We start from the raw sequence: 17,739 nt of genomic DNA, 5'->3' as shown, positions 1-17,739 counted from the left end.
TCGATGTGAGCAATGATCGAAAAGTTACGTATGTTCTTCATATAGTTAAATAATTATGCCTTACGAATTCCTGGAGGCCGCTGTTCTTAGCCTGACGTTTTTCAGTGCGAAAACGCAGCATTCTACACTACATCCTCGTCAGCTGGAACTGCACTTAGAGCCAGGTATAGCGCGAAGAGACGGCGTTTTCTTTATGGCGATGTAAATAATAATAAAGCCCGGCAGATCACCGGGCCTCAGAAGAGAGCGTCTCAACACGAAGTTGGTCGGGTGCCAGTGCAACGCTGAGGATGACAGGCTGCCACGCTTCCCGGGCGGCAAGCCTTGGGGAAACGCCTTTAGCAAGCCAGAACCCGCCCACGCCGCCCAACGCGGCCCCGCACATGGCGGCCAAATCTGTGCCGAACAGCATCTGGAAAACCCCGCCCATCACGAACAGGCCTGCGAGCGGAGAAAGGTAAACCAGCATGGCGGAAGTGAGCAGGCTACCTTCAGCGATGCCGAGCTCCACTTTTTGCCCTGCCACCAGCGGCTGAGCGCTCGGCACAGTAATAGTGTGCGACGTTTGCGGCCCCAGCTTATTCAACACGCGGCTGCCGCAACCGGCTCGCGAAGCGCAACTGCTGCATGATGCTTTAACGTCACAGCTAACAAGCGCTACGCCATCCTGCCAGGATACGACCGTGGCCCACTCTTTAATCATTGCGCAGCCCTGAATTTAATGCTGTCTGAAATACGTTTTGCCGTTGGCGGCGGTAATTCACCGACAATGGTAATTTCCGCATTATCGCGCACCGTCGTGCTGACCGTCCGGCGACCGGTACGGAGCATCTGTTCGGAACTGTTCGCCGTAGCGCGATTTATATTCACCGAGAAGCTAAACAGCCCATCGGAATAGAGTCGCGACTCAACCGGAGTTTCGATAGTAGGCAGCTGGCGACGACTGCTGGAAACTTCGCTGAACCCTTGCGGGATCCAGGATGGTACCCAGTTAAAATTGACAGAATCGCCGGCAGGCACGGAAAGCAAAGGCGGCAGGCTGGCTTTGGCCAGATTCTGCATGCTGTTGCCGACCTGACTGTTTACGTCAAAGGAGATCACACGGAACTGCTCCAGCGTTTCACCGTCGCGATCGAGCAGATCAACGCGCATCGGCAGCTTCGTCTCTGCGTCAATCCAGACGATATAGCTGTAACGCGTCCCATCCCGCGCAACAACGCGGATCACTTCGCACAGCCTGTCGGCAATACGCGTTCGCCCCACCGAGATAAAATCATAGTAGGGGGCGAGACGTTTAAAATCGGTGTAAATGAGCGACGGCAGGGAGTCAACGATGTAGTCACCATTGAGCGTAAACGGCTCAAGGCCAGGCTCGAAATAGCTGATTTCGTTCCCACGCTGGACCACTTCCCGACGCGGGCCATCCATCTGTAAAAGCTGGGCGAGCGGCTGGTTATCAAGGCGGGCGTGGCGGTAGCGTAACGATTCGACACCCTGCTTATTGATGCTGATAAATGCCAACTCGTAATTGAGTGACTGGCTGGCCAGATTCATTTGCTGCAACAACGCCCCGGATGAAACATCAGCCGAGGCGTTAGCAGAGAAGAACAGGCTACCCGCCATCAAAGACATGGCGAACCAAAGTTGCTTCATTACTGCGATTGCGTTCCTAAAGTTTGGTTTCCTGGCACCTGCACAGCAGCCTGCTGGGTTTGGGCCTGCTCAAACTGAAGCTGCTCGGAGTGCAGACGGCGCTGCAACTCGTAATCCTGCAACATCGCATTAATGCGACGGCGCTGCTCCTGTACCTGCTGTTGCTGTCCGCCGCTTGCGGAGGCATCTGCCGGTACGCCCAGGCTAACCGGGCTGGCTTTACCCATCATCGGCAGCGTATTAAACACTGGCGCTTCAGGTTGCTGATTGGCTTCAGACTGAGTGTTATAGTGCTGGACCCCAACGATAACTGCAAGCGATACGCACGCAGCGACCCCCATCTGGGTGAGCTGGCTGGCCCATGGACGCACCTTGTGCCAGAACGGCATTTTCTGCCACTGGTGAGGTGCAGGCTGCGCTTCAGGAATCAGCGGCGTGGTCTGATGAACAGGTTCGTTCTCAATGGCCGCCATAACGCGTGCTGAGATATCGAAATGGAGAACCTCACTGGTATCACCGCGCAGCGTGTCGCGGATAAGATGATAGCTCTCCCAGGTCTGTTGCATTTCGGGAGAATGAGACAACTCATCGAGCAGCTCATTATCCAGCGTTTCACCATCCATTAAAGCGGAAAGTTTTTCTTTCTGCATGCCTAATACCTTTTCCAGTATCCCGCTATCGTCAACGCCTGATAAGCGGTTGAACTTTATTATCAATGGCTTCTCGCGCACGGAAAATTCGTGAACGAACCGTGCCGACCGGACAATCCATGATGGCGGCTATCTCTTCATAGCTTAGGCCATCCAGCTCCCGTAACGTAATTGCCATGCGTAAATCTTCCGGGAGCGACTCGATCGTGCGAAAAACGATTTGTCTCAGTTCTTCTGACAACATTAAGTTCTCAGGGTTCGAAATTTCTTTCAGCGCGCCGCCACTTTCGAAGTTTTCTGCGTCGATAGCGTCAACATCACTTGAAGGCGGACGCCGGCCCTGAGCAACCAAATAATTCTTAGCCGTATTGACTGCAATACGATACAGCCAGGTATAAAAAGCACTATCCCCCCGGAATGAATCCAGCGCGCGATAGGCCTTAATAAAAGACTCTTGTACAACATCAGGAACATCGCCTGACGGTACATAGCGGGAAACCAGACTCGCTACCTTATGCTGGTAGCGCACCACCAGTAGGTTAAAAGCTTTCTGATCTCCCTTCTGGACCCGTTCAACCAGGACCTGGTCCGTTAACTGCTCGCTCATCCGAGGTAATGTCTCCCCAAACCAAATTCCACGCGTTATCGAAACGCCACTCTAACAACATTGCACTTTGAGCAAGCACCGAATTAGAGTGTCTGTTCTTCAATAAGTTCCGTAACGCCTTTGTTTTTGTTCATCGCGCCGCAGACCATTCATTTTCTCTCATTATAAGTCTGTTCACGATACGCACCCGCTTTCTGACAAGAATCATTAACTTTATCGTCAGAAGAGTAACGCAACACAGGCTTTATTTCACCACAAAATCTGAAGCTAACGATCTGCTTCGCAAAATATTTCCGGCCATTTAGCGCAGATTTAACCTCCGGGATTCCGTTTAGTCATTGCAACACACCTCAAAAAAAACGTGCGATATCTCGCATCGCAATGCTATTCTCCCCACACCATGTTTAGTAAATTAAACAAACATCATGAACACGACGCCTGAACTTCATTGTGATGTACTGATCATTGGCAGCGGTGCTGCCGGCCTCTCCCTCGCACTGCGCCTGGCGGAACATCAGAACGTAATCGTGCTGAGTAAAGGGCCGATGAGCGAAGGTTCCACCTTCTATGCACAAGGCGGTATTGCCGCGGTGTTTGATGAAACGGATAGCATTGCCTCGCATGTAGAAGACACCCTGATTGCCGGCGCCGGGATTGTGGATAAGCATGCCGCAGAGTTTGTCGCCAGCAATGCCCGCCACTGCGTGCAATGGCTTATCGATCAGGGCGTGCTGTTTGATACGCAGGTTCAGCCTAATGGTGAAGAGAGCTATCACCTGACCCGTGAAGGCGGGCACAGCCACCGCCGTATTCTGCACGCTGCTGATGCAACCGGAAAAGCGGTTGAAACCACGCTGGTCAGCAAAGCCCTCAGCCATCCCAATATTCGGGTACTGGAGCGCAGCAACGCCGTCGACCTGATTATTTCCGATAAAATTGGCCTGCCCGGCACGCGCAGTGTTGTCGGCGCATGGGTGTGGAATCGGAATAAAGAGAAGGTGGAAACCTGCCAGGCAAAAGCCGTTGTGCTGGCCACCGGCGGCGCCTCCAAGGTTTACCAGTACACGACTAACCCGGATATCGCCTCCGGAGACGGTATCGCCATGGCCTGGCGCGCAGGTTGCCGCGTGGCGAATCTGGAGTTTAACCAGTTCCATCCTACCGCCCTGTTCCACCCGCAGGCGCGTAACTTCCTGTTAACTGAAGCGTTGCGTGGCGAAGGCGCGTATCTGAAGCGTCCGGACGGTTCCAGGTTTATGCCGGACTTCGACCCCCGAGGTGAACTGGCACCGCGGGATATCGTGGCCCGCGCCATTGACCACGAGATGAAGCGGCTTGGCGTGGACTGTATGTATCTGGACATTAGCCATAAACCGGCAGACTTTATTCGCCAGCACTTCCCGATGATTTATGAAAAGCTGCTGAGTCTGAGTATTGATCTAACCCGCGATCCGGTGCCGATTGTACCTGCCGCCCACTATACCTGTGGCGGGGTGATGGTTGACGATCATGGTCGTACCGACGTGGATGGTTTGTATGCGATCGGCGAGGTCAGCTATACCGGCCTGCATGGTGCGAATCGCATGGCCTCAAACTCGCTGCTGGAGTGTCTGGTGTATGGGTGGTCGGCTGCGGAAGATATTACCAAACGCATGCCCTATGCACGTCCGACAACACACTTGCCGGCATGGGATGAAAGTCGGGTAGAAAACCCGGACGAACTGGTGGTAATCCAGCATAACTGGCACGAGCTGCGGCTTTTCATGTGGGATTATGTCGGGATTGTACGTACAACGAAGCGTCTGGAACGCGCGTTACGCCGCATCATGATGTTGCAGCAGGAAATTGATGAATATTACGCCAACTTCCGCGTTTCCAATAATCTGCTGGAGCTGCGCAACCTTGTGCAGGTTGCCGAGTTGATTGTGCGCTGTGCAATGATGCGCAAAGAGAGCCGTGGCCTGCATTATACGCAGGACTATCCCGAACCGCTTGAAACGTCCGGGCCGTCGGTGTTGACGCCGCAGGTTCACATAAACAGATAAAAGGCCTGGGTCAGAGCTGTGTAATCTTCGGAATAACGCTGGTCTGGCCCACGAATGACCATCCTGTCGATAAAGCACTCGCCCTCTTTCGGCGAGAGTGCCAGCAACACGCGGTGCGGTAAGCGTCCTTCCGTATCCGAAATATCGGTACGAAGACGCAGATTCCAGCCGATCTCATGTGCGATCTCAATGAAGGTATTACCCGTGCTTTCAGGCAAGACCACGCAGAAAAATCCCTCTTCCGAGATGAGCTCCGCCGCACTGGTCAGTAGCGCCTTGTGATCGAGCGAGCCGGTGTAACGTGCCTGCTCGCGTTCCGGCGTGCCACATTCCACGCCTGGCGTGAAATACGGCGGATTGCTGACAATCAAATCGTAACGCGCGGTCTGCTCCGGCGCCCAGGTCAGGACATCGGCGCATTCTACCCTGATGCGTTCTGCCCACGGAGAGTCGGCAGCGTTTTCACTTGCCTGCCGGGCCGCCTGAGGATCAAGCTCAACGGCATCGATCGTGACGTGTTCTTCCGTTCGCTGCGCCAGCATCAGCGCCTGAAGTCCGCTGCCCGTACCAATATCCAGAATGCGTTTTACACCTGCGACAGGAGCCCATGCCCCCAGTAAAATACCGTCTGTACCGACTTTCATCGCACAACGATCGTGCGCCACAAAAAACTGTTTAAACGTAAAACCATCGCGGCGCAACTGCGCTTTGAGTTGAGACATGTCAGGGCAACCTTCTGAGTGAAACTGGAGTAGCATAGGGGAAAGCGAAGTGGTCGAAAAGCGATATCCATACAAACAGATGAAGATTACAGCCGTAACGTCTATAATCAGCGCCCCACACAGAGGTAGAACATGACTGTAACGACTTTTTCCGAACTTGAACTCGATGAAAGCCTGCTCAATGCCCTTGAGAGCAAAGGCTTTACACGCCCGACCGCCATTCAGGCCGCGGCCATTCCGCCTGCGCTTGAGGGCCGCGATGTGCTCGGTTCTGCGCCAACCGGCACGGGGAAGACAGCAGCCTACTTGCTGCCTGTGTTGCAGCATTTGCTCGACTTTCCGCGTAAAAAATCAGGCCCGCCGCGCATTTTGATCCTGACCCCGACCCGTGAACTGGCGATGCAGGTTGCCGAACACGCGCGTGAGCTGGCGGCGAACACCCATCTGGATATCGCGACCATCACCGGCGGCGTAGCGTATATGAACCACGCCGAAGTGTTCAGCGAAAACCAGGATATCGTTGTCGCGACGACAGGCCGTCTGCTGCAATACATAAAAGAAGAGAACTTCGACTGCCGCGCAGTGGAAACGCTGATTCTCGATGAAGCTGACCGCATGCTGGACATGGGCTTTGCCCAGGACATCGAACACATCGCGGGTGAAACGCGCTGGCGTAACCAGACAATGCTGTTCTCGGCAACCCTTGAAGGGGATGCCATTAAAGATTTCGCCGAACGTCTGCTGGAAGATCCGGTGGAAGTGTCCGCTACGCCATCGACCCGTGAGCGTAAGAAGATCCACCAGTGGTACTACCGCGCAGATAACCTTGAGCATAAGGTTGAGTTGTTGAAACACCTGCTGAAGCAGGAAGAGGCAACCCGTACCATCGTATTCGTACGCAAACGTGAGCGCGTGCATGAACTGGCAGAAATGCTGCGCAATGCCGGTATCAACAACTGCTATCTCGAAGGTGAAATGGCGCAGGTTAAGCGTACCGAAGGGATTAAGCGCCTGACCGATGGCCGCGTGAATGTGCTGGTTGCCACCGACGTTGCCGCGCGCGGGATCGACATCCCGGACGTGAGCCACGTGATCAACTTTGATATGCCGCGCAGCGGTGATACTTACCTGCACCGTATTGGTCGTACCGGCCGTGCGGGCCGCAAAGGTATTGCTATCTCTCTGGTAGAAGCGCACGACCATTTGCTGCTACAGAAAATTGGCCGCTACGTTGAGGAGCCGCTGAAAGCTCGCGTGATTGACGGACTTCGTCCGACCACACGTGCGCCGAGTGAAAAAATGACGGGTAAACCGTCCAAGAAAGCGCTCGCGAAACGTGCTGAGAGAAAAGAGAAAGAAAAAGAGAAGCCGCGCGTTAAACAGCGCCACCGCGATACCAAAAATATTGGTAAGCGCCGTAAGCCAAGCTCTGCTGCGACAGAGACAAAAACGGAAGAGTAAAAAAAAGCCGGGACATTCCCGGCTTTTTTATTCCACCCCCAAAGCTGAAACCTTACAGGCTTTCAGTAAAGGTACGCGCGATAACGTCGCGCTGCTGTTCCGGGGTCAGAGAGTTGAAACGCACCGCATAGCCAGACACACGGATGGTCAGCTGCGGGTATTTTTCCGGGTGCTCAACGGCATCCATCAGCGTTTCGCGACGCAGGACGTTAACGTTCAGGTGCTGACCACCTTCCACGCGTACTTCTGGCTGCACTTGCATTGGAATTTCACGGTATTCAATTTCGCCCAGTTTGCTCACCGGAACGATTTCGTCTTCCGCAAAACCTGCTTTCGCTACTACACAGCGCGCTTCGTTTTTCTCGCTGTCCAGCAGCCAGAAAGAGTTCAGCAGATCGTCATTTGCAGCTTTAGTAATCTGGATACCTGTAATCATGTGTTGCCTCCCTTAGGCTACATTAACTGATGCTGGCCTTTTGCGGCCAATTGGTAAAACCATTGTTTGTTGTGTGTATATATAACATTCAGTCCCGGGTGATTTATTGATTTAAATCAACAAAACCACCAACCACACAAAGAGTGTGGTCTGTATTTTTTGTTTTAGATCAATTTTAAAGGTTTACCAATTCAACTTATCCAGCCTGGTTTTCAACATAAATTGAGTCACTTAGCCTGCTTTTCCGCGGGTAATTTTGCTCATTGGTGTTTAACAGGTAAGCTAGACACAGAATGAGATTCGCAGGAGAGCGAGATGACAACACCTTTAACCTGGCATGACGTGCTGGCTGAAGAGAAGCAGCAGCCCTATTTTATAAATACCCTCAGTACCGTTGCGGCTGAACGGCAGGCCGGCCAGACAATTTATCCGCCGCAGAAAGATGTGTTTAACGCCTTCCGCTACACCGAACTGAGCGATGTAAAGGTGGTTATCCTGGGGCAGGATCCATACCACGGCCCCGGGCAGGCTCACGGACTGGCATTTTCCGTACGTCCGGGCGTGGCCATCCCACCTTCTCTGCTGAATATGTATAAAGAGCTGGAAGGAACGATTCCGGGTTTCACCCGTCCTAATCACGGTTATCTGGAAAGCTGGGCGCGCCAGGGCGTGCTGTTGCTGAATACAGTATTAACTGTCCGGGCGGGTCAGGCACACTCCCACGCCAGTCTGGGATGGGAAACCTTTACCGATAAGGTTATCAGCCTGATCAATGAGCATCGTGAAGGCGTCGTGTTTTTACTCTGGGGTTCGCATGCCCAAAAGAAAGGGGCGATTATCGATCGTCAGCGTCATCACGTGCTGAAGGCGCCGCACCCGTCGCCGCTGTCTGCGCATCGTGGTTTCTTTGGCAGTAATCATTTTGTTCTGACGAATGAGTGGCTGGAAAAGCGTGGCGAAAAGCCGATTGACTGGATGCCTGTGTTACCGGCAGAGAGCGAGTAGGGTTTGAATGTGCCGGGTCAGGCCCGGCACATAAAAGGCTTATGCCTTGTTCTGACGCCACCATTCCGCCAGCAGCACGCCGGTCGCAACGGATACGTTCAGGCTTTCAACGTTGCCAGTGCCGTCGATAGAGACGCTCAGGTCAGCGCTGGAGAGTGCCGCATCAGACAGACCATCACGCTCCTGACCTAACACCAGCACCATTTTGCGCGGCAGCGTCGCTTTAAACAGCGGCGTAGCGGCACGGCTTGAGGTGGTGACAATGGTATAGCCCGCTTTATGGAATTGCTCCAGGGCTTCCAGCACGCTGTCGCCGGTGATCGGCTGAACGTGCTCTGCACCACCTTCCGCAGTACGAATCGCCGCACCGGATTCCAGCAGCGCGGCATCCTGCAACAGAACGCCTTTCACGCCAAAGTGCGCGCAGCTACGCATCATAGCGCCCAGGTTATGCGGGTTACCTACATCTTCCAGCGCCAGTACGCAGTCATCGGCATCCGCCTGGCTAACCCACTGCTGCACGGTAGTGCCGTTACGTTTTTTGATCAGGAAGCAGACGCCGCCGTGGTGTTCTGTACCGGACGCTTTTGTCAGCTCGGCATCGTCAACCACGTGGTAGGCTTTGCGGTTCGCCGCCATCCAGCGCAGCGCTTCTTTAAAGCGCGGGGTCACGCTCTGGATAAACCATGCACGAACGATACACTCCGGGCGGCTCTGGAACAGGGCCTGACAGGCGTTCTCACCGTAGACACGGGTCTCTTCCGCACGCTGACGACGCAGCACTTCCGGATCGATAAAGCTTTTTCCGCTGATACCGCCGTGATCGGCTTTTTCGGTCATCTCTTCACCGGGCGCGCGAGAAACGGTACGCCATGGCGATCCACCGTCGCGGACAAAATCATCGCGTTTGCGATCGTCACGCTTACGGTCATCACGTTTGCGGTCATCGCCGCGGTTATTTCTGTCATCGCGGGCGGGGCGACGGCCACCGTCTGCACGAGAAGACGCCGGACGCCCGCCACCTTTTCCGGTACGCGGATTTTGGGTGCGTTTATCAGAGTCATCATCACTGCGGACATACATCACTTTGACCTTGCCGCTTTTGTTTTTCATTTCGTCGTTCATGCTTTTCTCCACCAGCGCTGCGCGAAGCGCGCAGATTACCCGATGTGCAAGCTCATAGCCATAATTTCGTACAAAAGCCTGTGACTATTGTTCCCATTGAATAAAACGCGTTGTCGTTTCATACAGGCTCACTGATAATATGTAACATATCAGAAACATTATCGGCGTTCTGCCGTTGTTCCACGGCTCTATCAGAGGTTAGTTATGAATACCGTATGTGCCAACTGTCAGGCTTTAAACCGCATTCCGGACGATCGGATGGATGACGGTGCGAAATGCGGGCGTTGTGGCCACGAATTATTTGATGGCGATGTCATTAACGCGACGGGTGCTACGCTGGACAAACTCCTCAAGGACGATCTGCCTGTTGTGGTCGATTTCTGGGCACCGTGGTGCGGCCCCTGCCGTAACTTTGCGCCCATCTTCGAAGACGTAGCTGAAGAGCGCAGCGGGAAAATGCGTTTTGTCAAAGTGAATACCGAAGCGGAACGTGAACTCAGCGCCCGTTTTCGCATTCGCAGCATTCCAACCATTATGATTTTCAAAAATGGTGAAGTGATCGACATGCTCAATGGTGCAGTACCAAAAGCGCCTTTCGACAGCTGGTTAAACGAATCCCTGTAACATTCGCGGGGCATATCTTGTGCCCCGTTCTCTCCTCTGCGAAAATGGGGTTTTTCCTGCCTTTTCGCCCATGACTGATAACGCTGTACTTCAATTACGCGCCGAGCGCCTTGCGCGCGCCACCCGCCCTTTTCTGGCCCGAGGCAATCGTATTCGCCGCTGCCAGCGCTGCCTTTTACCGCTGAAAGTGTGTCTGTGCGAAACGCTTGCGCCGAGCGAGGCGAAAAGCCGCTTTTGTCTGGTCATGTTCGATACCGAACCGATGAAGCCCAGCAACACAGGGCGTTTGATCGCCGATATTCTACCCAACACCGCAGCGTTTCAGTGGTCGCGCACTGAGCCACCTCAGGCTCTGCTCGACCTGGTGGCAAGCCCGGACTATCAGCCCATGGTCGTTTTCCCGGCATCATATGCAGGCGAACAACGTCAGGTACTTACGGCGCCACCATCCGGTAAGCCGCCGCTGTTTATTATGCTCGACGGCACCTGGACCGAAGCAAGAAAGATGTTTCGCAAAAGCCCTTATCTTGATGCGCTGCCGGTGATTTCCGTCGATCTGTCGCGTGTTTCGGCCTATCGCTTGCGTGAAGCGCATGCCGACGGTCAATATTGCACCGCTGAAGTCGCCATAGCGCTACTGGATCTGGCGGGCGATACCCAGGCGGCCGGCGCGCTGGGCAGTCACTTCTCCTGCTTCCGCGAACGTTATCTTGCGGGAAAAACCGTTCATAAGGGTAGCGTCACAGCAACTGAGGCAGAAAGCGTTTAAAATCATCAGGTCGCTTGCATTCACAGGAGGCCTGCATGAGCCAGAGAGGGTTAGAAGCGCTACTCCGTCCGAAATCCATTGCCGTTATTGGCGCCTCGATGAAACCGGACCGCGCAGGGTATCTGATGATGCGCAATCTGCTGGCTGGCGGATTTAACGGCCCGGTCATGCCCGTTACGCCCGCTTATAAGGCGGTACAGGGGGTGCTGGCGTGGCCGGACGTGCAAAGTTTACCGTTTGTTCCCGACCTCGCCGTGCTCTGTACGCATGCGAAACGAAACCTCGAATTGCTTGAGTCGCTCGGTCAGAAAGGCTGTAAAACCTGCATTATTCTTTCCTCGCCTCCTGAACAGCAGCCCGAACTGCTGGCCTGCGCCAGCCGCTACCAGATGCGCATTCTTGGTCCAAATAGCCTCGGTCTGCTTGCGCCCTGGCAAGGGCTGAATGCCAGTTTTTCCCCGGTTCCGATCCGTAAAGGCAAACTGGCCTTTATTTCGCAGTCGGCTGCGGTATCCAATACCATCCTCGACTGGGCGCAGCAGCGTGAGATGGGCTTTTCCTATTTCATTGCCCTCGGCGACAGCCTGGACATTGACGTCGATGAGCTGTTGGATTTCCTGGCGCGTGACAGCAAAACCAGCGCTATCCTGCTCTACCTTGAACACCTGAGCGACGCCCGTCGTTTTGTGTCGGCGTCGCGTAGCGCATCACGTAATAAACCGATTCTGGTCATCAAAAGCGGGCGCAGCCCCGCGGCTCAGCGCCTGCTACATTCCCGTTCCGGGATGGATCCCGCATGGGATGCAGCGATCCAGCGCGCCGGTTTATTGCGGGTACAGGATACGCACGAGCTTTTTTCCGCCGTCGAAACGTTAAGCCACATGCGCCCCCTGCGCGGTGAAAAGCTGATGATTGTCAGCAACGGTGCAGCTCCCGCCGCCCTGGCGCTGGACGAGCTCTGGCTACGCAACGGCAAGCTGGCCACGCTGGGTGAAGAGACGCTCCAGCGCCTGCGGGATGCGTTACCGGGAAGCGTTGTTCCCGATAATCCCCTCGATTTGCGCGATGATGCCAGCAGCGATCGTTACATTAAGGCGATCACGATTTTGCTGGATAGCCAGGACTTTGATGCGCTGATGATTATCCATTCGCCCAGCGCGGTTGCGCCAGGCAGCGAAAGTGCGCGTGCGCTGATTGAGGCGGTCCGAAACCATCCCCGCGGCAAATACGTTACCCTGCTGACCAACTGGTGCGGCGAATTCTCCTCGCAGGAGGCACGGCGTCTGTTTAGTGAAGCCGGGTTGCCAACCTACCGTACCCCAGAGGGCACCATTACCGCGTTTATGCATATGGTTGAATACCGCCGCAACCAGAAGCAGCTGCGTGAAACGCCTGCCCTGCCGGGCAATCTCACCGCAAATTCGGTGGATGTGCACAGGCTTTTGCAGCAGGCCATCGAAGAGGGCGCCACTTCTCTTGACACACATGAGGTACAACCCATTCTTGGCAGTTATGGAATGCAAACCCTGCCCACCTGGATTGCCGGCGACAGCGCTGAGGCGGTACATATTGCTGAGCAGATTGGTTATCCGGTCGCGCTGAAGCTGCGCTCTCCCGATATTCCGCACAAATCGGATGTGCAGGGCGTCATGCTGTATCTGCGCACCGCGACAGAAGTACAACAGGCCGCGGATGCCATTATCGATCGCGTAAAAATGACGTGGCCACAGGCCAGGATCCACGGCCTGCTGGTGCAGAGCATGGCCAACCGTGCAGGTGCGCAGGAGCTGCGCGTGGTTGTCGAACACGATCCGGTTTTTGGTCCGCTCATTATGCTGGGTGAAGGCGGCGTTGAGTGGCGGCCAGAAGAACAGGCGGTTGTCGCGCTTCCCCCTCTGAACATGAACCTGGCGCGTTATTTAATTATTCAGGCCATCAAAAGCAAAAAAATCCGCGGGAGAAGCGCTCTGCGGCCGCTTGATATCGCCGGATTAAGCCAGTTTCTGGTGAAGGTCTCCAACCTCATTGTTGACTGTGCGGAGATCCAGCGCCTGGATATCCACCCCCTTCTTGCCTCCGGAAATGAATTTACCGCCCTGGACGTGACGCTGGACATTGCGCCCTATATCGGTGACCCGGAAAGCCGTCTCGCCATTCGTCCTTATCCTCTTCATCTGGAAGAGTGGGTGGAGATGAAAAATGGGGAGCGGGCGCTGTTTCGCCCTATCCTGCCGGAAGACGAGCCGCTGCTGCGGGCGTTCATCTCGCAGGTGACGAAGGAAGATTTGTACTATCGCTATTTCAGCGAAATCAATGAATTTACCCACGACGATTTAGCCAATATGACCCAGATCGACTACGATCGAGAAATGGCGATTGTGGCGGTCCGCCGTTCCGGAGCGGGAGAGGAGATCCTCGGCGTGACGCGCGCTATTTCCGACCCGGATAACGTGGATGCCGAGTTTGCCGTACTGGTGCGTTCCGATCTTAAGGGTTTGGGGTTGGGCAGACGGCTGCTCGAAAAACTCATTGGTTATACGCGCGATCACGGATTGTCACGCCTGAATGGCATTACTATGCCAAACAATCGGGGTATGGTGACCCTGGCGCGGAAGCTCGGTTTTGACGTTGATATCCAGCTGGATGAAGGCATTGTCTCTCTGTCCCTCAGCCTGACTTCGACGGATAAACAAGAGTAAGCTGCTGGAAATGTTACCCACTTTTACCGGCACTGGGGTATCATTGTCCGCTTATGTTGTTTGCCTGGTACAGACAACCCTTCAATGAACAGAGAAGAAACGCACTGTGATGTTGTCAAAATTTAAGCGTAATAAACATCAACAACACCTTGCTCAACTACCGAAGATTTCTCAGTCAGTTGATGATGTAGAGTTCTTTTATGCTCCCGCTCATTTCCGGGAGACGCTTCTTGAAAAGATTGCCAGCGCTACGCGACGTATTTGCATTGTGGCGCTCTATCTTGAACAAGATGAAGGTGGGCGTGCGATCCTGAACGCGCTCTATGAAGCGAAACGTCAGCGTCCGGAACTGGATGTTCGCGTGCTGGTAGACTGGCACCGTGCTCAGCGTGGCCGTATTGGTGCGGCTGCCTCGAATACCAATGCTGACTGGTATTGCCGCACGGCCCAGGAAAATCCGGGGATTGATATCCCGGTGTATGGCGTACCGGTGAATACCCGTGAAGCGCTTGGCGTTCTTCATTTTAAAGGATTTATCATTGATGACAGTGTCCTTTATAGCGGCGCCAGCCTGAATGATGTGTATCTCCATCAGCTCGATAAATACCGCTACGATCGCTACCATCTGATCCGCAATCCGCAGATGGCTGACATCATGTTCAACTGGGTTGATAAAAACCTGGTTCATGGTCGGGGTGTGCACCGTCTTGACGATCCTCATCGCCCAAAAAGCCCGGAAATCAAAAACGACGTTCGCTCCTTCCGCCAGGAACTGCGCGATGCGGTTTATCGTTTTCAGGGTGATGCCAGTAATGAAGAACTGTCCGTTACGCCTCTGGTAGGCCTGGGAAAATCCAGCCTGCTGAACAAGACCATCTTTCATTTGATGCCGTGCGCTGAGCATAAGCTGACCATCTGCACCCCGTACTTTAATCTTCCCGCCGTTCTGGTGCGTAATATCATTCAGCTGCTGCGTGATGGTAAAAAGGTGGAAATCATTGTCGGGGATAAAACGGCAAATGACTTTTTCATTCCGGAAGATCAGCCTTTCAAGATCATCGGCGCACTGCCTTATCTCTATGAGATTAACCTGCGCCGCTTCCTGAGCCGTTTACAGTACTATGTGAACACGGACCAGCTGGTTGTGCGTCTCTGGAAAGATGAAGACAACAGCTATCACCTCAAAGGGATGTGGGTGGATGACGAGTGGATGCTGCTGACCGGTAATAACCTGAACCCACGCGCCTGGCGTCTGGATCTGGAAAACGCCATCCTTATTCATGATCCTCAGCATGCGTTAGCCGCGAAACGCGATCGTGAGCTGGAGCTTATACGCACGCATACCACCGTGGTTCGTCATTATCGCGATCTGCAAAGCATCGCTGATTATCCGGTGAAAGTTCGCAAGCTGATTCGCCGTCTACGTCGGATCCGTATCGACCGCCTCATCAGCCGCATTCTGTAATACACGAGCCCTGTCATCGACGGGGCTTTTTTATGGAGTCTGTTAATGCGTACGCCTTTCCTGATAATCCCTCTTTTCCTGACCGGTTGCAGCCATATGGCTAATGATAACTGGTCGGGTCAGGATAAAGCTCAACACTTTCTGGCGTCTGCAATGTTGTCCGCTGCGGGTAATGAGTATGCGCTGCACCAGGGGTATAACCGGGATCGAAGTGCCACAATGGGGCTCATGTTCTCCATTAGCCTGGGGGCATCAAAAGAACTTTGGGATAGCCGCCCCTCGGGAAGCGGCTGGAGCTGGAAAGATTTTGCCTGGGACGTAGCCGGGGCAACAACCGGCTACGCCGTCTGGCAGATGGCGCATTATTAAAGGCGAATCCCTTTTCCTTTACGATGCAGCATCAGGGAGACAATAAACGCCAGCGCCCCCATGATGGTGACATACCAGAAGAAGGTCGTTTCACTGCCCCATGACTTTAGGGATAGCGCGACATATTCTGCCGAACCGCCAAACAGGGCGTTAGCGACCGCATAAGAGAGGCCTACGCCCAGCGCCCTCACCTGTGCGGGAAACATTTCCGCTTTCAAAATGCCACTGATTGCCGTGTAAAAACTAATAATAATAAGTGCCACCATAATCAAAGCGAAAGCGGCATACGGAGAGGTTGTATGCTGTAGCGCCGTCAAAAGCGGAACAGTCCCCAGGGTGAGCATGCCACCAAAGATCAGCATGGAGGTGCGGCGACCTATTTTGTCCGACAGCGCGCCAACAATCGGCTGTATGAGCATAAAGACCAGTAACGCCACCGTCATGACGACGCTCGCAACGTTAGCATGCATGCCCGTGGTGTTGACCAGATATTTTTGCATATAGGTGGTGAAGGTATAGAAGCTTAGCGAGCCTGCGGCGGTAAAGCCTAGTACCATCAAAAATGCTTTGCGGTTACGCCACAGCCCTTTCATCGAACCGGCTTCTTTCAGCGCCCTGACCTCCTGCCGGGAGGTTTCATCAAGCTGACGGCGTAACCACAGCGCCACAACCGCCAGGGCGGCCCCCAGGGCAAACGGGATGCGCCAGCCTCAGGCGCGTAAATCTTCATCGCTAAGGATTTGTTGAAGGATCACCACAACCAGTAATGCCAGCAACTGACCGCCAATAAGGGTTACATACTGGAATGATGCATAGAAACCTTTGCGCCCTTCAACAGCTACTTCGCTCATGTATGTCGCGCTGGTGCCGTATTCGCCACCCACTGACAGCCCCTGGAACAGACGTGCCAGCAACAGCAACGCCGGTGCCCATGTTCCGATTGTGTCATATCCGGGCAGGCAGGCAATCACCAGCGAGCCGACGCACATCATGCACACAGAGATGAGCATGGATGTCTTGCGCCCTTTCCTGTCCGCGATCCTGCCGAACAGCCATCCGCCAATGGGACGCATCAGGAACCCGGCGGCAAAAACGCCTGCGGTTTGCAGAAGCTGCGTTGTGGTGTTCCCTGACGGGAAAAAGATATGCGCAAAGTAGAGTGAACAGAATGAATAGACGTAAAAATCAAACCACTCTACAAGGTTCCCCGATGAAGCTCCAACGATTGCCCAAACCCGACGGCGAGTATCCTTGCCTGCTAAACTGGTATTATCCGTATCTGCAGTGGCTACGGTTTCTGTCATTTTAAAATCCCCTGTCTCACATTGCGGGCCATTGCCCACAAACAGTAAAACCGGATTTAAAACGAATCGTTAGGTAAATAAAATGTTTCCAATATGTTTCATTGGATTTTGTGAACTCGATCAGGTATCGAATTATTAGCGGACGTAGTAATTATCCCCACGCTTGCTGGTGAGCCTTTTTTCGCTGCAAATAATCTTCATCGGCACGAATTTTATCCCACCACGTTTTGAATACCGCAGCGGCCTCTGCTTTTACTGGATCGTGATCGAGGGGTTTGACCTGGCGCTTCTCATCATACTTTTTTCCGCCTTTATGATTGGCGTATCGCCGGGCACGGGTGTATCCCATCTGTATGAATTTACGCGCCATATCCATACCTACAAAATCGTTATTCCTGCGGTACTCTTCAAAGAGGGCGTAGATCTCTTCTGCCGAACGCGCTGCGACTTCAGCATTTTTATAACGCCAGTGTGGAAGGATTTCGCTTTTATAAGGCTCGACCATCAATACGCCCTGCTCACCCCGGCCCACCTGATACCGTTCGGGATGTTCGCGAAAATTAATATTGGCAAAATCTTGTTGATAATCAAAGGGACGAGTCAAAGCGGCACCATTGTTAAAATTGTTTTAACAATTGTAAGCCGGATAAGGGGAAGCCGCCATCCGGCATGTTTTCCGCGCCCAAAGCAAAAAACCCCGTACCTTACGGTACGGGGTTTTTCTTGTTTGATGCCTGGCAGTTCCCTACTCTCACATGGGGAGACCCCACACTACCATCGGCGCTACGGCGTTTCACTTCTGAGT

At 53.8% G+C, this 17,739-nt stretch carries 16 protein-coding genes, 1 rRNA gene and 1 pseudogene; 8 read left to right on the top strand and 10 right to left on the bottom strand.

Translation table 11 applies throughout. The features are described from left to right. Nucleotides 1–226: 226 nt before the first annotated feature. From rseC to rpoE, 4 genes are read right to left on the bottom strand one after another with little or no spacing between them, the layout of a single operon-like run. Nucleotides 227–703, bottom strand: a complete 477-nt coding sequence (gene rseC, locus ACOTYB_RS21445) for a SoxR-reducing system protein RseC (RefSeq protein ID WP_003860716.1) — start codon at nucleotides 701–703, stop codon at nucleotides 227–229. Next, nucleotides 700–1,653, bottom strand: a complete 954-nt coding sequence (gene rseB, locus ACOTYB_RS21440) for a sigma-E factor regulatory protein RseB (protein WP_003860717.1) — start codon at nucleotides 1,651–1,653, stop codon at nucleotides 700–702. The genes rseC and rseB overlap by 4 nt, the downstream gene beginning before the upstream one ends. Then, a complete protein-coding gene (gene rseA, locus ACOTYB_RS21435) occupies nucleotides 1,653–2,303 on the bottom strand; it encodes an anti-sigma-E factor RseA (RefSeq protein WP_003860719.1) in 651 nt (216 codons plus the stop codon). Before rseA ends, rseB begins: the two co-directional genes overlap by 1 nt. A 31-nt stretch (nucleotides 2,304–2,334) precedes the next feature. Beyond that, nucleotides 2,335–2,910, bottom strand: a complete 576-nt coding sequence (rpoE, locus tag ACOTYB_RS21430) for an RNA polymerase sigma factor RpoE (protein ID WP_006176728.1) — start codon at nucleotides 2,908–2,910, stop codon at nucleotides 2,335–2,337. Nucleotides 2,911–3,335: 425 nt separating this feature from the next. Between rpoE and nadB the strand changes: the two genes are divergently transcribed. Beyond that, on the top strand, nucleotides 3,336–4,955 hold the full coding sequence (gene nadB / locus ACOTYB_RS21425) for an L-aspartate oxidase (protein WP_421765879.1): 1,620 nt from the start codon (nucleotides 3,336–3,338) through the stop codon (nucleotides 4,953–4,955). Here nadB and trmN read toward each other — a convergent pair. Then, a complete protein-coding gene (gene trmN, locus ACOTYB_RS21420) occupies nucleotides 4,940–5,677 on the bottom strand; it encodes a tRNA(1)(Val) (adenine(37)-N(6))-methyltransferase TrmN (protein WP_003860724.1) in 738 nt (245 codons plus the stop codon). The two genes, nadB and trmN, sit on opposite strands and share 16 nt — an antisense overlap. Before the next feature lie 132 nt (nucleotides 5,678–5,809). Between trmN and srmB the strand changes: the two genes are divergently transcribed. Continuing rightward, the gene (srmB, locus tag ACOTYB_RS21415) at nucleotides 5,810–7,138 is read left to right on the top strand and encodes an ATP-dependent RNA helicase SrmB (protein WP_116290752.1); all 1,329 of its coding nucleotides are present in this window, start codon (nucleotides 5,810–5,812) and stop codon (nucleotides 7,136–7,138) included. 52 nt (nucleotides 7,139–7,190) lie between these two features. On the opposite strand, the gene grcA is transcribed toward srmB, so the two are convergent. Next, nucleotides 7,191–7,574, bottom strand: a complete 384-nt coding sequence (gene grcA / locus ACOTYB_RS21410) for an autonomous glycyl radical cofactor GrcA (protein WP_003860727.1) — start codon at nucleotides 7,572–7,574, stop codon at nucleotides 7,191–7,193. 315 nt (nucleotides 7,575–7,889) lie between these two features. Here grcA and ung point away from each other — a divergent pair, with 315 nt between their 5' ends. Further along, complete coding sequence (gene ung, locus ACOTYB_RS21405) at nucleotides 7,890–8,579, top strand: uracil-DNA glycosylase (RefSeq protein ID WP_003860729.1); 690 nt, start codon at nucleotides 7,890–7,892, stop codon at nucleotides 8,577–8,579. A gap of 39 nt (nucleotides 8,580–8,618) precedes the next feature. Here ung and ACOTYB_RS21400 read toward each other — a convergent pair whose 3' ends face one another. Further along, the gene (locus tag ACOTYB_RS21400; RefSeq protein WP_058656822.1) at nucleotides 8,619–9,704 is read right to left on the bottom strand and encodes a tRNA/rRNA methyltransferase; all 1,086 of its coding nucleotides are present in this window, start codon (nucleotides 9,702–9,704) and stop codon (nucleotides 8,619–8,621) included. A gap of 204 nt (nucleotides 9,705–9,908) precedes the next feature. On the opposite strand from ACOTYB_RS21400, the gene trxC reads away from it, so the two are divergent. From trxC to ACOTYB_RS21375, 5 genes are all read left to right on the top strand, one after another. Next, nucleotides 9,909–10,328 (top strand): thioredoxin TrxC, encoded by a 420-nt coding sequence (gene trxC, locus ACOTYB_RS21395; RefSeq protein ID WP_003860733.1) that lies wholly within the window; start codon nucleotides 9,909–9,911, stop codon nucleotides 10,326–10,328. Between the two features lie 70 nt (nucleotides 10,329–10,398). After that, on the top strand, nucleotides 10,399–11,097 hold the full coding sequence (gene tapT, locus ACOTYB_RS21390) for a tRNA-uridine aminocarboxypropyltransferase (RefSeq protein ID WP_003860734.1): 699 nt from the start codon (nucleotides 10,399–10,401) through the stop codon (nucleotides 11,095–11,097). 35 nt (nucleotides 11,098–11,132) lie between these two features. After that, nucleotides 11,133–13,796: a bifunctional acetate--CoA ligase family protein/GNAT family N-acetyltransferase gene (locus ACOTYB_RS21385; RefSeq protein ID WP_022651672.1), complete on the top strand. Its 2,664-nt coding sequence runs from the start codon at nucleotides 11,133–11,135 to the stop codon at nucleotides 13,794–13,796. Nucleotides 13,797–13,905: 109 nt separating this feature from the next. After that, nucleotides 13,906–15,261: a CDP-diacylglycerol--serine O-phosphatidyltransferase gene (gene pssA, locus ACOTYB_RS21380; RefSeq protein ID WP_026094276.1), complete on the top strand. Its 1,356-nt coding sequence runs from the start codon at nucleotides 13,906–13,908 to the stop codon at nucleotides 15,259–15,261. 45 nt (nucleotides 15,262–15,306) lie between these two features. After that, on the top strand, nucleotides 15,307–15,630 hold the full coding sequence (locus tag ACOTYB_RS21375; protein WP_421765878.1) for a YfiM family lipoprotein: 324 nt from the start codon (nucleotides 15,307–15,309) through the stop codon (nucleotides 15,628–15,630). Here the strand turns inward: ACOTYB_RS21375 and ACOTYB_RS21370 are convergent. The 3 genes and pseudogenes from ACOTYB_RS21370 to rrf form a co-directional block, all read right to left on the bottom strand. Next, nucleotides 15,627–16,934, bottom strand: a pseudogene (locus ACOTYB_RS21370) (MFS family transporter). The gene ACOTYB_RS21375 and the pseudogene ACOTYB_RS21370 overlap by 4 nt on opposite strands. Nucleotides 16,935–17,085: 151 nt before the next feature. Then, nucleotides 17,086–17,538: a DUF4385 domain-containing protein gene (locus ACOTYB_RS21365; RefSeq protein ID WP_006811623.1), complete on the bottom strand. Its 453-nt coding sequence runs from the start codon at nucleotides 17,536–17,538 to the stop codon at nucleotides 17,086–17,088. Nucleotides 17,539–17,666: 128 nt separating this feature from the next. Then, nucleotides 17,667–17,739: ribosomal RNA gene (gene rrf / locus ACOTYB_RS21360) — 5S ribosomal RNA — on the bottom strand; the annotation flags it as partial.

Source organism: Enterobacter cloacae complex sp. IR5450 (genome assembly GCF_049238665.1).
Classification (GTDB): Bacteria; Pseudomonadota; Gammaproteobacteria; order Enterobacterales; family Enterobacteriaceae; genus Enterobacter; species Enterobacter hormaechei_C.
Note: the sequence above shows the minus strand (reverse complement) of the source record. Positions and strands in the feature narration are given on the sequence as shown.